This window comes from Streptomyces sp. NPDC093568 (assembly GCF_044764945.1).
In the GTDB taxonomy this organism is placed as follows: Bacteria; Actinomycetota; Actinomycetes; order Streptomycetales; family Streptomycetaceae; genus Streptomyces.
Map to the genome: position 1 here is coordinate 117,701 of NZ_JBIWJD010000015.1, position 14,125 is coordinate 131,825.

At 70.1% G+C, this 14,125-nt stretch carries 13 protein-coding genes; 1 reads left to right on the top strand and 12 read right to left on the bottom strand.

The genetic code is table 11. The features are described 5' to 3' along the window. Window positions 1-156: 156 nt before the first annotated feature. The 12 genes from coaBC to pyrR all read right to left on the bottom strand — a co-directional run bounded on the left by coaBC (window position 157) and on the right by pyrR (window position 13,064). Window positions 157-1,359: a bifunctional phosphopantothenoylcysteine decarboxylase/phosphopantothenate--cysteine ligase CoaBC gene (gene coaBC, locus ACIRD7_RS38355; RefSeq protein ID WP_403460600.1), complete on the bottom strand. Its 1,203-nt coding sequence runs from the start codon at window positions 1,357-1,359 to the stop codon at window positions 157-159. A gap of 104 nt (window positions 1,360-1,463) precedes the next feature. Further along, the gene (rpoZ, locus tag ACIRD7_RS38360) at window positions 1,464-1,736 is read right to left on the bottom strand and encodes a DNA-directed RNA polymerase subunit omega (protein WP_003988945.1); all 273 of its coding nucleotides are present in this window, start codon (window positions 1,734-1,736) and stop codon (window positions 1,464-1,466) included. Between the two features lie 51 nt (window positions 1,737-1,787). Further along, window positions 1,788-2,345 (bottom strand): guanylate kinase, encoded by a 558-nt coding sequence (gene gmk / locus ACIRD7_RS38365; RefSeq protein ID WP_403460601.1) that lies wholly within the window; start codon window positions 2,343-2,345, stop codon window positions 1,788-1,790. A 60-nt stretch (window positions 2,346-2,405) separates the two neighbouring features. After that, window positions 2,406-2,729 (bottom strand): integration host factor, encoded by a 324-nt coding sequence (locus ACIRD7_RS38370; RefSeq protein ID WP_003977346.1) that lies wholly within the window; start codon window positions 2,727-2,729, stop codon window positions 2,406-2,408. Window positions 2,730-3,048: 319 nt separating this feature from the next. Beyond that, window positions 3,049-3,894 (bottom strand): orotidine-5'-phosphate decarboxylase, encoded by an 846-nt coding sequence (gene pyrF / locus ACIRD7_RS38375; protein WP_403460602.1) that lies wholly within the window; start codon window positions 3,892-3,894, stop codon window positions 3,049-3,051. After that, window positions 3,891-4,997: a quinone-dependent dihydroorotate dehydrogenase gene (locus ACIRD7_RS38380; protein WP_403460603.1), complete on the bottom strand. Its 1,107-nt coding sequence runs from the start codon at window positions 4,995-4,997 to the stop codon at window positions 3,891-3,893. The genes pyrF and ACIRD7_RS38380 overlap by 4 nt, the downstream gene beginning before the upstream one ends. Before the next feature lie 82 nt (window positions 4,998-5,079). Next, on the bottom strand, window positions 5,080-8,388 hold the full coding sequence (carB, locus tag ACIRD7_RS38385) for a carbamoyl-phosphate synthase large subunit (protein WP_403460604.1): 3,309 nt from the start codon (window positions 8,386-8,388) through the stop codon (window positions 5,080-5,082). Continuing rightward, on the bottom strand, window positions 8,381-9,523 hold the full coding sequence (gene carA / locus ACIRD7_RS38390) for a glutamine-hydrolyzing carbamoyl-phosphate synthase small subunit (protein WP_403460605.1): 1,143 nt from the start codon (window positions 9,521-9,523) through the stop codon (window positions 8,381-8,383). The genes carB and carA overlap by 8 nt, the downstream gene beginning before the upstream one ends. Next, window positions 9,520-10,122: a hypothetical protein gene (locus ACIRD7_RS38395; RefSeq protein ID WP_403460606.1), complete on the bottom strand. Its 603-nt coding sequence runs from the start codon at window positions 10,120-10,122 to the stop codon at window positions 9,520-9,522. Before ACIRD7_RS38395 ends, carA begins: the two co-directional genes overlap by 4 nt. Beyond that, window positions 10,119-11,405: a dihydroorotase gene (locus ACIRD7_RS38400; protein WP_403460607.1), complete on the bottom strand. Its 1,287-nt coding sequence runs from the start codon at window positions 11,403-11,405 to the stop codon at window positions 10,119-10,121. The genes ACIRD7_RS38395 and ACIRD7_RS38400 overlap by 4 nt, the downstream gene beginning before the upstream one ends. 5 nt (window positions 11,406-11,410) lie before the next feature. Beyond that, a complete protein-coding gene (locus ACIRD7_RS38405) occupies window positions 11,411-12,388 on the bottom strand; it encodes an aspartate carbamoyltransferase catalytic subunit (protein WP_403460608.1) in 978 nt (325 codons plus the stop codon). 103 nt (window positions 12,389-12,491) lie between these two features. Then, window positions 12,492-13,064 (bottom strand): bifunctional pyr operon transcriptional regulator/uracil phosphoribosyltransferase PyrR, encoded by a 573-nt coding sequence (gene pyrR / locus ACIRD7_RS38410; protein ID WP_403460610.1) that lies wholly within the window; start codon window positions 13,062-13,064, stop codon window positions 12,492-12,494. Between the two features lie 254 nt (window positions 13,065-13,318). Here pyrR and bldD point away from each other — a divergent pair, with 254 nt between their 5' ends. After that, window positions 13,319-13,822, top strand: coding sequence for a transcriptional regulator BldD (bldD, locus tag ACIRD7_RS38415; protein WP_004002691.1), 504 nt, complete (start codon window positions 13,319-13,321; stop codon window positions 13,820-13,822). The last annotated feature ends 303 nt before the right edge of the window (window positions 13,823-14,125 follow it).

Here is a 14,125-nt window from a genome sequence, read left to right on the forward strand (position 1 = left end):
TTATCTGTCGTGCTCGGTCACGGACCCCCTGTCTCGCCTCTCGGGAGCGCTGTGACCTGCGGCACGGGCATTCTGCCCACTCTCACACACCCTTGACCAGGCACGCCACACCCCAATCAAGGAAGCGACCAGAGAAGCCCGCGCGCATCAAACAATTCACCCCAGTCGCTGCGCCACCAGGTCCCACACGATTTCGGCCAAGGCCTCCTTGGGCCCGTACGGGACGGGGGTCTCGCCGCCGTCGGCGCCCAGCACGACCGCCTCGTTCTCCTCGGAGCCGAAGGTCTTGCGCTCCCCCACCTCGTTCACCACGAGGAGGTCGCAGCCCTTGCGCTGAAGCTTCTTGCGGCCGTTGGCGAGGACGTCGTCGGTCTCGGCGGCGAACCCGACGATCACCTGGCCGGGGCGGGCCCGCTCGGTCGAGATCTCCGCGAGGATGTCCGGATTACGCACCAGAGCGATGGGCTCCGGCTCCTGGTCGTCCTTCTTCTTGATCTTCCCGGCCGCGTACGTGGCCGGGCGGAAGTCGGCGACGGCCGCCGCCATGACCACCGCGTCGGCGTCCGAGGCGGCCTTGAGGACCGCCTCCCGCAGCTGTACGGCCGTGCCCACCTGCACCACGTCCACGCCCGCCGGGTCGGGCAGCCCGGTGTTGGCCGCGATCAGCGTGACCCGGGCGCCCCGGGCGGCGGCGGTGCGGGCGAGGGCGTAGCCCTGCTTGCCGGAGGAGCGGTTGCCTAGGAAGCGGACGGGGTCGAGGGGCTCGCGGGTGCCGCCGGCGCTCACGACCACGTGGCGCCCCTTGAGGTCGGGCTCGGTGACGCCGCGGGCCAGCACCCGGCGGCAGACCTCGAAGATCTCCGACGGCTCCGGCAGCCGGCCCTTGCCGGTGTCGACGCCGGTCAGGCGGCCGACGGCGGGTTCGATGACGACCGCGCCGCGCCGGCGCAGCGTCGCCACGTTCTCCTGGGTGGCCGGGTGCTCCCACATCTCGGTGTGCATGGCGGGGGCGAAGACCACCGGGCAGCGGGCGGTGAGGAGGGTGTTGGTCAGCAGGTCGTCGGCGAGGCCGTGGGCGGCCTTGGCGAGCATGTCGGCCGTGGCGGGGGCGACGACCACCAGGTCGGCGTGCTGGCCGATGCGGACGTGCGGCACCTCGTGGACGTCGTCCCAGACCTCGGTCGAGACGGGGTTGCCGGACAGCGCGGACCAGGTGGCTGCACCGACGAAGTGGAGCGCGGAGGCGGTGGGCACGACCCGGACGTCATGACCGGACTCGGTGAGCCTGCGCAGCAGCTCACAGGCCTTGTACGCGGCGATGCCACCGCTGACCCCCAGAACGACCTTCGGCTTGTCCACCGGGCCTCCCCACTCGTTGAACCGATGACTCCATGACACACCACAGGCCCGACAGTCACACTGCCGGGCCTGTGGAAAAGCCAGCTCAAAGCTGAAAATGCTACTTACTGCGCCGGGCCTTCGACGGCCTCGGACGTGAGCAGACCCGCGTTGATCTCGCGCAGGGCGATCGAGAGCGGCTTCTCGTGCACGTGGGTGTCGACGAGCGGACCGACGTACTCGAGGAGGCCCTCGCCGAGCTGCGAGTAGTACGCGTTGATCTGGCGGGCCCGCTTGGCCGCGTAGATCACGAGGCTGTACTTCGAGTCGGTGGCCTCGAGGAGCTCGTCGATCGGCGGGTTGATGATGCCCTCGGGCGCGGAGATGGAAGAGGACACGCTCTACCTTCCGATGGATGGGAAAGATTCAGTGTGAACGGTCAAAGACGATCACACAACGTCCATCAAGGCTAGCAGCTCGCGCGCCACGTCCTCGACGGAGGTGTTGACCAAGGTCACGTCGAACTCCGGCTCGGCCGCCAGCTCGACCTTCGCCGCGTCCAGGCGGCGCTCGATGACCTCGGGCGGCTCGGTGCCACGTCCGGTGAGTCTGCGCACCAGCTCCTCCCAGGAGGGAGGGGCCAGGAACACCAGGTGAGCCTCGGCCATGGACTCGCGGACCTGCCGCGCACCCTGGAGGTCGATCTCCAGCAGGACGGCCTCGCCCGCCTCCAGCCGCTCCAGCACGGCCGCACGCGGCGTGCCGTAGCGGTTGCCGGCGAACTCGGCCCACTCCAGCAGCTCGCCGTTGGCGATCAGCTTGTCCATCTCGTCGTCGGTGACGAAGAAGTAGTGGACTCCGTGCCGCTCACCGGGGCGGGGCTTGCGGGTCGTCGCCGACACCGAGAGCCAGACCTCGGGGTGTTCCTTGCGCATATGAGCGACGACCGTGCTCTTGCCGACCCCGGAGGGGCCGGAGAGCACGGTCAGCCGCGGACGTTCACTCATGCAGCGATTATTCCAGCAATCCCGGAGTGCCCGGGACTCCCTGTCCCAAGTGGCCGGGACTCAGGAGCCGGTGCTGCCGAACTCACGCTCCAGGGAGGCGATCTGGTTCGAGCCGAGGCCACGCACGCGGCGGCTCTCGGAGATGCCGAGTCGCTCCATGATCTGCTTGGCGCGGACCTTGCCCACGCCCGGCAGGGACTCGAGCAGTGCGGAGACCTTCATCTTGCCGATGACGTCGTTCTCCTGGCCCTGCTTGATGACCTCGTGAAGGGAGGCGCCGGAGTGCTTGAGTCGATTCTTGACCTCGGCCCGCTCCCGGCGAGCCGCGGCGGCCTTTTCGAGCGCGGCTGCGCGCTGTTCAGGGGTAAGGGGCGGAAGAGCCACGCCTACGTCACCTCGGATGTCGAACTGTCGGATACGGACCGGTGAGGAACCTAGTCGCCCCACACCTGGGGAGCCACGAGCAACACGCTGCCCGTTCTCCCCCACTGCCTTGAGAGCGTGGGAGGTGTCCCCACTCGTCGGAGACTAGCGGCCAAGTCCGCCAGAGTCAGCGAGAACAGCGGAAAAGTCCTGGTCAGCCTCCGCCAGGCCGGATATTTAGGACATAATGCCCTGGATTTGAGGATGTATTCAGACTCAAGTCGGCCGCCGACCACTCATCGGAGGACCTCACGACCGGCTCGAACGCCCCTGACGACGGTCAGACGGCCGACACAGCGCTCACGATGTCGTCGGCGAAGCGTGACGCGGCATCACGCAGCGCGACGACGTCCGGTCCGTGCCGCAGCACACCCCGGCTGACGTTCGGGAGGACGTTGCGCACCGCGGCGCCGAAGACCTGTGGCAGATCCGCCGGCGTGGCGCCCTGGGCCCCGATGCCGGGGGCGAGGAGCGGGCCGTTGATCGACAGGTCGTACGACGAGAGGTCACCGAGCGTGGCGCCGACGACCGCCCCGAAGGAGCCCAGCGGCCGCTCCCCCTCGTTCTCGGCGGCCAGGTGCGCCAGCATCGTCGCGCCGACGGTGCGCCCGTCCGCGCGGATCGCGTGCTGGACCTCGCCGCCCTCCGGGTTCGAGGTCAGCGCGAGCACGAACAGGCCCGCGCCGCTCTCCCGGGCCAGCGCGACGGCCGGCGAGAGGGAGCCGTAGCCGAGGTACGGCGAGACGGTGAGCGCGTCGGAGAACAGCGGGGAGTCCTTGTGGAGGAAGGACTCGGCGTACGCGGCCATGGTCGAGCCGATGTCGCCGCGCTTGGCGTCCATGACCACCAGCGCGCCTGCCGCCCGCGCCTCCTCGACCGACTTCTCCAGGACCGCGACACCGCGCGAGCCGAAGCGCTCGAAGAACGCGCTCTGCGGCTTGAGCACGGCGACCCGGTCGGCCATCGCCTCGACGACCGTCCGGCTGAACCGCTCAAGGCCGGCCACGTCGTCGTTCAGGCCCCACTCGGCGAGCAGGGAGGCGTGCGGGTCGATGCCGACGCACAGGGGACCGCGCTCGTCCATGGCGCGGCGAAGTCGTGCGCCGAAGGGTTCGAGAGAGCTCATGCCGGCTTCCTTACGTCGGCGCCGATCGCCTCGGCGAGGGTGGCGTAGGGGCTGGTGCGCAGGCGCGCGGCGAGCCCCTTGTGGATGGCACGGCCCCAGAAGGGACCCTCGTAGATGAACGCGCTGTACCCCTGCACGAGCGTGGCACCGGCGAGGATGCGCTGCCAGGCGTCCTCGGCGTTCTCGATGCCGCCGACGCCGACGAGGGTGATGCGGTCGCCCACGCGCGCGTAGAGGCGCCGCAGGACCTCCAGGGAGCGCGCCTTCAGGGGGGCGCCGGAGAGACCGCCGGCCTCCTTCACGAGCGAGGGTTCGGATTTCAAGCCGAGTCCGTCGCGCGCGATGGTGGTGTTCGTGGCGATGATCCCGTCCAGACCGAGTTCGACGGCCAGGTCGGCGACGGCGTCGACGTCCTCGTCGGCGAGGTCCGGCGCGATCTTCACCAGGAGCGGGACGCGTCGAGCGGTGACCGTGCGGTCGGCGGCCTCGCGGACGGCGCTCAGGAGCGGTCGCAGGGCCTCCGTGGCCTGCAGGTTGCGCAGGCCGGGCGTGTTGGGCGAGGAGACGTTCACCACCAGGTAGTCGGCGTACGGCGCGAGCCGCTCGGTCGACTTCACGTAGTCGCCGACGGCCTCCTCCTCGGGGACGACCTTGGTCTTGCCGATGTTGACGCCGACGACGGTCCGGAAGACCGGCTCACGGGACGCCAGGCGGGCCGCCACGGCCAGCGAGCCTTCGTTGTTGAATCCCATGCGGTTGATCAGCGCCCGGTCCTTCACGAGCCGGAACAGCCGCTTCTTGGGGTTGCCGGGCTGCGCCTCCCCGGTCACGGTGCCGATCTCGACGTGGTCGAAGCCCAGCATCGACATCCCGTCGATCGCGACCGCGTTCTTGTCGAAGCCGGCGGCGAGCCCGAAGGGGCCGTGCATGCGCAGCCCGAAGGCCTCGGTCCGCAGCTCCTTGTGGCGGGGGGCCAGCGCGGCGGCGACGAGCGTGCGCAGCACGGGGATACGGACGGCGAGCCGGATCCAGCGGAAGGCCAGGTAGTGGGCCTGCTCCGGGTCCATCCGTTTGAAAACCAGACGGAAGAAAAGCTTGTACATCTCGGAAGTCCTCAAGGTCCTCACAAGAACAGGTGTCCTCATGAAGAGGGGGACACCGTCTCCGGTGTCCCCCTCAGGGCTGCTAGTCGCGGGCCGCGGTCAGATGCTCGGCGTGTTCCTGGAGGGAACGCACGCCCACGTCACCGTGGTTGAGGGCGTCGATGCCCTGGACGGCGGCGGCGAGCGCCTGGACCGTCGTCAGGCAGGGCACGGACCGCGCCACGGCCGCCGTACGGATGTCGTAGCCGTCGAGGCGGCCGCCGGTGCCGTACGGGGTGTTGACGATGAGGTCGACCTCGCCGTCGTGGATGAGCTGGACGATGGTCTTCTCGCCGTTCGGGCCGGGGCCCTCGGACTGCTTGCGCACGACCGTGGCGTTGATGCCGTTGCGCTTGAGGACCTCGGCCGTGCCGGAGGTGGCCATCAGCTCGAAGCCGTGCGCGACCAGCTCACGCGCCGGGAAGATCATCGAGCGCTTGTCGCGGTTGGCGACCGAGATGAACGCGCGGCCCTTGGTGGGCAGCGGGCCGTAGGCGCCGGCCTGCGACTTGGCGTACGCCGTGCCGAAGACGGAGTCGATGCCCATGACCTCGCCGGTGGAGCGCATCTCCGGGCCGAGGACGGTGTCGACGCCGCGGCCGTGGATGTCGCGGAAGCGCGACCACGGCATGACGGCCTCCTTGACGGAGATCGGCGCGTCGAGCGGGAGTTCGCCGCCGTCGCCGGTTGCCGGGAGGAGCCCCTCGGCGCGCAGTTCGGCGACGGTCGCGCCCAGCGAGATCCGGGCGGCGGCCTTCGCCAGCGGCACCGCGGTCGCCTTCGAGGTGAAGGGGACGGTGCGGGACGCGCGCGGGTTGGCCTCCAGGACGTACAGGATGTCGCCGGCCATCGCGAACTGGATGTTGATCAGGCCGCGTACGCCGACGCCCTTGGCGATGGCCTCGGTCGAGGCCCTCAGGCGCTTGATGTCGAAGCCGCCGAGCGTGATCGGGGGCAGGGCGCACGCCGAGTCGCCGGAGTGGATGCCGGCCTCCTCGATGTGCTCCATGACACCGCCGAGGTACAGCTCCTGGCCGTCGTAAAGGGCGTCGACGTCGATCTCGATGGCGTCGTCCAGGAACCGGTCGACGAGGACCGGCCGCGAGGGGCTGATCTCGGTCGACTCGGCGATGTAGGACTCCAGCCGGGTCTCGTCGTAGACGATCTCCATGCCACGCCCACCGAGGACGTACGACGGCCGCACGAGGACCGGGTAGCCGATCTCGTCGGCGATGGCCTTGGCGCCTGCGAACGTGGTCGCGGTGCCGTGCTTGGGGGCCGGCAGGCCCGCCTCGGCGAGCACGCGGCCGAACGCGCCCCGGTCCTCGGCGGCGTGGATGGCCTCCGGGGAGGTGCCGACGATCGGCACGCCGTTGTCCTTCAGCGCCTGCGACAGACCCAGCGGGGTCTGGCCGCCGAGCTGCACGACGACGCCCGCCACCGGACCGGCCTGCTGCTCGGCGTGGACGATCTCCAGCACGTCTTCCAGCGTCAGCGGCTCGAAGTACAGGCGGTCGGAGGTGTCGTAGTCGGTCGAGACGGTCTCCGGGTTGCAGTTGACCATCACGGTCTCGAACCCCGCGTCGCTCAGCGCGAAGGAGGCGTGGACGCAGGAGTAGTCGAACTCGATGCCCTGACCGATGCGGTTGGGACCGGAGCCCAGGATGATGACGGCCGGCTTCTCGCGCGGGGCGACCTCGGTCTCCTCGTCGTAGGAGGAGTAGAAGTACGGCGTCCGCGCGGCGAACTCGGCGGCGCAGGTGTCGACCGTCTTGTAGACCGGCCGGACGCCCAGCGCGTGCCGCACCTCGCGCACGACGTCCTCGCGCAGGCCACGGATCTCGCTGATCTGCTGGTCGGAGAAGCCGTGCCGCTTGGCCTCGGCGAGCAGCTCGCGGGTGATCTCCGGGGCCTCGGCGATCTCGTCGGCGATCTCCTTGATGAGGAAGAGCTGGTCGACGAACCAGGGGTCGATCTTCGTGTACTCGAAGACCTCCTCCTGGGTGGCTCCCGCGCGGATGGCCCCCATGACGGCGTTGATACGGCCGTCCGTGGGCCGTACGGCCTCGCGCAGCAGCTCCTCCTTGTCGCCGGGCTCGCCGACGAAGGTGAACTGGCTGCCCTTCTTCTCCAGCGAGCGCAGCGCCTTCTGGAAGGCCTCGGTGAAGTTGCGGCCGATGGCCATGGCCTCGCCGACCGACTTCATGGTCGTCGTCAGCGTGGAGTCGGCCTGCGGGAACTTCTCGAAGGCGAACCGCGGAGCCTTCACGACCACGTAGTCGAGCGTCGGCTCGAAGGAGGCCGGGGTCTCCTGCGTGATGTCGTTCGGGATCTCGTCGAGGGTGTAGCCGACGGCCAGCTTGGCGGCGATCTTGGCGATCGGGAAGCCGGTCGCCTTGGAGGCGAGCGCCGAGGAGCGCGACACGCGCGGGTTCATCTCGATGACGATCACCCGACCGTCCTCGGGGTTCACCGCGAACTGGATGTTGCAGCCGCCGGTGTCGACGCCGACCTCGCGGATCACGGCGATGCCGATGTCCCGCAGGATCTGGTACTCGCGGTCGGTCAGCGTCATCGCGGGCGCGACGGTGATCGAGTCGCCGGTGTGCACGCCCATCGGGTCGAAGTTCTCGATGGAGCAGACGACCACGACGTTGTCGTGCTTGTCGCGCATCAGCTCCAGCTCGTACTCCTTCCAGCCGAGGATGGACTCCTCCAGGAGCACCTCGGTGGTGGGAGACAGGGTCAGGCCCTGGCCGGCGATGCGGCGCAGCTCCTCCTCGTCGTGCGCGAAGCCGGAGCCGGCGCCGCCCATGGTGAAGGAGGGGCGCACGACGACGGGGTAGCCGCCGAGCGTCTCGACGCCCTTGAGGACGTCGTCCATGGAGTGGCAGATGACCGAGCGGGCGGACTCGCCGTGCCCGATCTTGGCGCGTACGGCCTCGACGACGTCCTTGAAGAGGTCGCGGTCCTCGCCCTTGTTGATGGCCTCGACGTTGGCGCCGATCAGCTCGACGCCGTACTTCTCCAGCGTGCCCGCCTCGTGCAGCGAGATCGCGGTGTTGAGGGCCGTCTGGCCGCCCAGGGTGGGCAGCAGCGTGTCGGGCCGCTCCTTGGCGATGATCTTCTCGACGAACTCCGGGGTGATCGGCTCGACGTAGGTCGCGTCGGCGATCTCCGGGTCGGTCATGATCGTCGCCGGGTTGGAGTTGACGAGGATGACCCGCAGGCCCTCGGCCTTCAGGACGCGGCACGCCTGGGTGCCGGAGTAGTCGAACTCGGCGGCCTGGCCGATGACGATCGGGCCGGAGCCGATGACCAGGACGGACTGGATATCGGTGCGCTTAGGCACGCTGGCCCTCCATCAGGGATACGAAGCGGTCGAACAGGTAGGCGGCGTCGTGCGGGCCGGCTGCCGCTTCGGGGTGGTACTGGACGCTGAAGGCCGGCTTGTCGAGGAGCTGGAGGCCCTCCACCACGTTGTCGTTGAGGCAGACGTGGGAGACCTCGGCGCGGCCGTAGGGGGTCTCGGAGACCTTGTCGAGCGGAGCGTCCACGGCGAAGCCGTGGTTGTGCGCGGTGACCTCGACCTTGCCGGTGGTGCGGTCCTGCACCGGCTGGTTGATGCCGCGGTGGCCGTACTTCAGCTTGTAGGTGCCGAAGCCGAGGGCACGGCCGAGGATCTGGTTGCCGAAGCAGATGCCGAAGAGCGGGGTGCCGCGCTCCAGGACCGCCTGCATCACGGAGACCGGGTGGTCGGCGGTGGCCGGGTCGCCGGGGCCGTTGGAGAAGAACACGCCGTCCGGGTTCACGGCGAACACGTCCTCGGCGGTGGCCGTCGCGGGCAGCACGTGCACCTCGATGCCGCGCTCGGCCATGCGGTGCGGGGTCATGCCCTTGATGCCGAGGTCGACGGCGGCGACGGTGAACTTCTTCTCGCCGATCGCCGGGACGACGTAGGTCTCCTTGGTGGCGACCTCGGCGGAGAGGTCGGCGCCCTTCATCTCGGGGGCCTGGCGGACCTCGGCGAGCATGGTGCCCTCGTCGGGGAGCGCGTTGCCGGAGAAGATGCCGACGCGCATGGCGCCGCGCTCGCGCAGGTGGCGGGTGAGCGCGCGGGTGTCGATGCCGCTGATGCCGACGACGCCCTGGTGGCGCAGCTCGTCGTCCAGGGAGCGGCGGGAGCGCCAGTTGGACGGCACGCGCGCGGGGTCGCGCACGACGTAACCGGCGACCCAGATCTGCTTGCTCTCCGGGTCCTCGTCGTTGACGCCGGTGTTGCCGACGTGCGGGGCGGTCATGACGACGACCTGGCGGTGGTACGACGGGTCGGTGAGGGTCTCCTGGTAGCCGGTCATGCCGGTGGAGAACACGGCCTCGCCGAAGGTCACCCCCACGGCCCCGTAGGCACGGCCGCGGAAGATCCGGCCGTCCTCCAGGACGAGTACCGCGGGAACCTTCGTGGCTCCCCTTGTGGAGGTCGTCATCGTTCGGCGCCTTCCGTGCTGTTGTTGTCGATCATGGAGTTGTCGATCATGGAGTTAATGGCGTCGACCCACTCGTTGTGCTCCGCCGCGTGGTCCGAGCGGAAGCCGGAGTCGATCAGCCGTTCGCCGTGCGCCCAGGTCACGACGAGCAGTCCGCCCTCGGTGAGGACCTTGCCGGCGATGCCCTTGTCCAGCCGGGCCTCGCGCAGCTGCTCGACGGGGACGAAGAAGTCGGTCGCGCCGGGGCGTACGACGTCCAGTCCCGCGTCCGTCAGCGTGAGCTCGACCCGGCTGCGGGTGCCCAGGCCGTGCGCCACGATGCGGTCCAGCCACTGACCCGCGGTGGTCGAGCCGTGGTAGCGGCCGGTCATGCTCAGTCTCGCCGGGCCGGGGTCGTCCGGCGCGTCGGGCAGCTCGGGCAGGTCGCCCTGGAGCGTGCCGCGCCACTTCCAGCCCTCGCGCATCAGCCAGTAGACGAGCGCGATGAAGAGGGCGAGTCCGACGACCCAGCCGATGCGGGCGGCCCAGTCGGTCACGTCGGCCGACTTCTGTTCGGCCGCGAGTCCGGTGCCGGCTGCGAGCAGTGTTGCAGGTGTCACGTGAGCTTCCCGTCGACGAGCGTGGCCTTGCCCCGGAGCCACGTGTGCGTCACACGGCCCGGCAGCTCACGTCCCTCGTACGGGGTGTTGCGGCTGCGCGAGGCGAAGCCCGCGGGGTCCACGGACCCACGGTATTCCGTGTCGACGAGCGTGAGGTTGGCGGGCTCACCAGCCGAGACGGGGCGGCCGTGGCCCTGCGCCTGCCCGATCTGCGCGGGCTTGAAGGACATGCGCTCGGCGACCCCGGCCCAGGTGAGGAGCCCGGTGTCCACCATGGTCTCCTGCACCACCGACAGAGCGGTCTCCAGGCCGACCATCCCCATGGCGGCCGCGGCCCACTCGCAGTCCTTGTCCTCGTGCGGGTGCGGGGCGTGGTCGGTGGCGACGATGTCGATCGTGCCGTCGGCGAGCGCCTCGCGCAGCGCCATCACGTCACGCTCGGTGCGCAGCGGCGGGTTCACCTTGTAGACGGGGTTGTACGTCCGTACCAGCTCGTCGGTGAGGAGGAGGTGGTGCGGGGTGACCTCGGCGGTGACGTCGATGCCGCGGGACTTGGCCCAGCGGACGATCTCGACGGAGCCCGCGGTCGACAGGTGGCAGATGTGCACACGGGAGCCGACGTGCTCGGCGAGCAGGACATCCCGGGCGATGATCGATTCCTCGGCGACCGCCGGCCAGCCGCCCAGACCCAGCTCGGCGGAGACGATGCCCTCGTTCATCTGGGCACCCTCGGTCAGCCGCGGCTCCTGCGCGTGCTGGGCGACGACCCCGCCGAAGGCCTTCACGTACTCCAGCGCCCGCCGCATGATCACGGCGTCGTCGACACACTTGCCGTCGTCGGAGAAGACGGTGACGCCGGCGGCGGACTCGTGCATGGCACCCAGCTCGGCGAGCTTCTTGCCCTCCAGGCCGACGGTGACGGCGCCGATCGGCTGGACGTCGCAGTAGCCGTGCTCCTGGCCGAGCCGGTAGACCTGCTCGACGACGCCGGCGGTGTCGGCGACCGGGAAGGTGTTGGCCATGGCGAACACGGCCGTGAAGCCGCCGGAGGCCGCCGCGCGGGTGCCGGTCAGCACGGTCTCGGAGTCCTCGCGGCCGGGCTCGCGCAGGTGGGTGTGCAGGTCGACCAGGCCCGGCAGCAGCACCTTGCCCGCCGCCTCGACGACCTGGGCGCCCTCGGCGGACAGCCCGCTGCCCACGGCCTCGATGACGGAGCCGTCGATCAGCACGTCCTGCGGCTCGCCGCCGAGCACCTTCGCACCACGGATCAGGATCTTGCTCATGTGTCTTACTTCTCCTCGGTACGGGTGTGGGTGACGGCGGGCTCGTTGCCCCCCAGCAGCAGGTACAGAACGGCCATCCGGATGGACACTCCGTTTGCGACCTGCTCGATGGCGGTGCAGCGCTCCGAGTCGGCGACCTCGGCGGTGATCTCCATGCCGCGCACCATCGGGCCGGGGTGCATCACGATGGCGTGCTCGGGCATCTTCGCCATGCGGTCGCCGTCGAGGCCGTAGCGCCGTGAGTACTCGCGCTCGGTCGGGAAGAACGCGGCGTTCATGCGCTCACGCTGCACGCGCAGCATCATCACGGCGTCGGACTTCGGAAGGGTGGAGTCGAGGTCGTACGACACCTCGCAGGGCCAGGTCTCGACGCCGACCGGCACCAGGGTGGGCGGGGCGACCAGGGTGACCTCGGCGCCGAGGGTGTGCAGCAGGTCGACGTTGGAGCGGGCGACCCGGCTGTGCAGGACGTCGCCGACGATCGTGATGCGCCGGCCGGCGAGGTCCTGGCCGATCCCGGCGTCCCGGCCGACGAGCCGGCGCCGCATCGTGAAGGCGTCCAACAGGGCCTGGGTGGGGTGCTGGTGGGTGCCGTCGCCGGCGTTGATGACGGCCGCGTCGATCCAGCCGGAGTTGGCGAGGCGGTACGGCGCTCCGGAGGCACCGTGCCGGATGACGACGGCGTCGACGCCCATGGCCTCCAGGGTCTGGGCGGTGTCCTTCAGGGACTCGCCCTTGGACACGCTCGATCCCTTGGCGGTGAAGTTGATGACGTCCGCCGACAGCCGCTTCTCGGCGGCCTCGAAGGAGATCCGCGTGCGGGTGGAGTCCTCGAAGAAGAGGTTCACGACGGTGCGGCCGCGCAGGGTCGGCAACTTCTTGATCGGCCGGTCGGCGACCCGGGCCATCTCCTCGGCGGTGTCGAGGATCAGGACGGCGTCGTCGCGGGTGAGGTCGGCGGCCGAGATGAGATGACGCTGCATCTGTCAGGCTCCGTAAGGCAGTTAATTCAGGAGGATTCGGGGCAGACGGGTGCGCGCTGAGGCGCACTGAGCGGGCGTACGACAGCGGCGTACGCCGAGGGCGCTACTGGGAGGTCTGCTTGGCACCGAGCAGCACGGTGTCCCGACCGTCCTCCTCGGCGAGCTGGACCTTGACCGTCTCCCGCAACGACGTGGGGATGTTCTTGCCGACGTAGTCGGCGCGGATGGGCAGCTCCCGGTGGCCGCGGTCGACGAGCACCGCGAGCTGGACCGCGCGCGGACGCCCGATGTCGTTCAGGGCGTCGAGGGCGGCGCGGATGGTGCGGCCGGAGAAGAGCACGTCGTCGACGAGGACGACGAGGCGGCCGTCGATGCCGTCACCGGGGATCTCGGTGCGGGCGAGCGCACGCGGCGGGTGCATGCGCAGGTCGTCGCGGTACATCGTGATGTCCAGCGAGCCGACCGGCATCTTGCGCTCGGTGATCTCCTCGAGCTTGGCGGCGAGCCGCTGGGCGAGGAAGACGCCTCGGGTGGGGATGCCGAGGAGCACCACGTCGTCGGCGCCCTTGGCGCGCTCGACGATCTCGTGGGCGATGCGGGTCAACACCCGCGCGATGTCAGGGCCTTCGAGAACGGGCCTGGCGTCGGACGCTTGCGTGTCCTGGTGCCTGTCCATACGAAAGGGACCTCCTTCTCCGCCTCACGGGACGGACCTTAAAGGACGTCTGGTTTGCGCCATCCACCGTAGCAGGCCCCCGGAGCCCGCCTCATCACCCCCTTGGCCCAATCGGCCACCGATAGCACGGAAGCGTCGGTGTGGACCATTCGGCTTGACGGGCCAGAGTAACGCTGCGTAACCTCACAGTGAGTTACCAACCGCGCGGCACGGACTCAGAGCCCGCCGCGTCGACACAGTGTCCGGGGAGCTATATGTCCAGCGAATACGCCAAACAGCTCGGGGCCAAACTCCGGGCCATCCGCACCCAGCAGGGCCTTTCCCTCCACGGTGTCGAGGAGAAGTCCCAGGGACGCTGGAAGGCCGTCGTGGTCGGTTCGTACGAGCGCGGTGACCGTGCCGTGACCGTGCAGCGCCTCGCCGAGTTGGCGGATTTCTACGGCGTGCCGGTGCAGGAGCTGCTGCCGGGCACCACGCCGGGCGGGGCCGCCGAGCCGCCGCCGAAGCTGGTCCTGGACCTGGAGCGGCTCGCCCACGTGCCGGCCGAGAAGGCGGGACCCCTGCAGCGCTACGCCGCGACGATCCAGTCGCAGCGCGGTGACTACAACGGCAAGGTGCTCTCGATCCGCCAGGACGACCTGCGCACACTCGCCGTCATCTACGACCAGTCGCCCTCGGTCCTCACCGAGCAGCTGATCAGCTGGGGCGTGCTGGACGCGGACGCGCGTCGCGCGGTCTCCCACGCCGAAGAGAGCTGAGCGCTCCTTCGACTGAGCAGAAACGTACCGCCGGGGTGGGCGGGGCCCCAGGGGGCCCGCCCCCCCCCCCCCCGGGGGGCCCCCCCGGGGCCCCCCCCGGGGCAAGGAGACCCCCGGGGGGGCCCCCCCGGGGGGGGGGGGCCCCCCCCCCCCACTCGGCGGCGCCCCCCCCCCCCTCCCCCAAAAACCCCCGGGGGGGGGGGGGGGCCCCCGGGGCCCCCCCCCCCCCCCGGCGCCGTTCTGCCGCCTCGGGAGACCCCGGAGGTACAGGAAGACGCCGGAGGGCCCGCAGCGGTTGCTGCG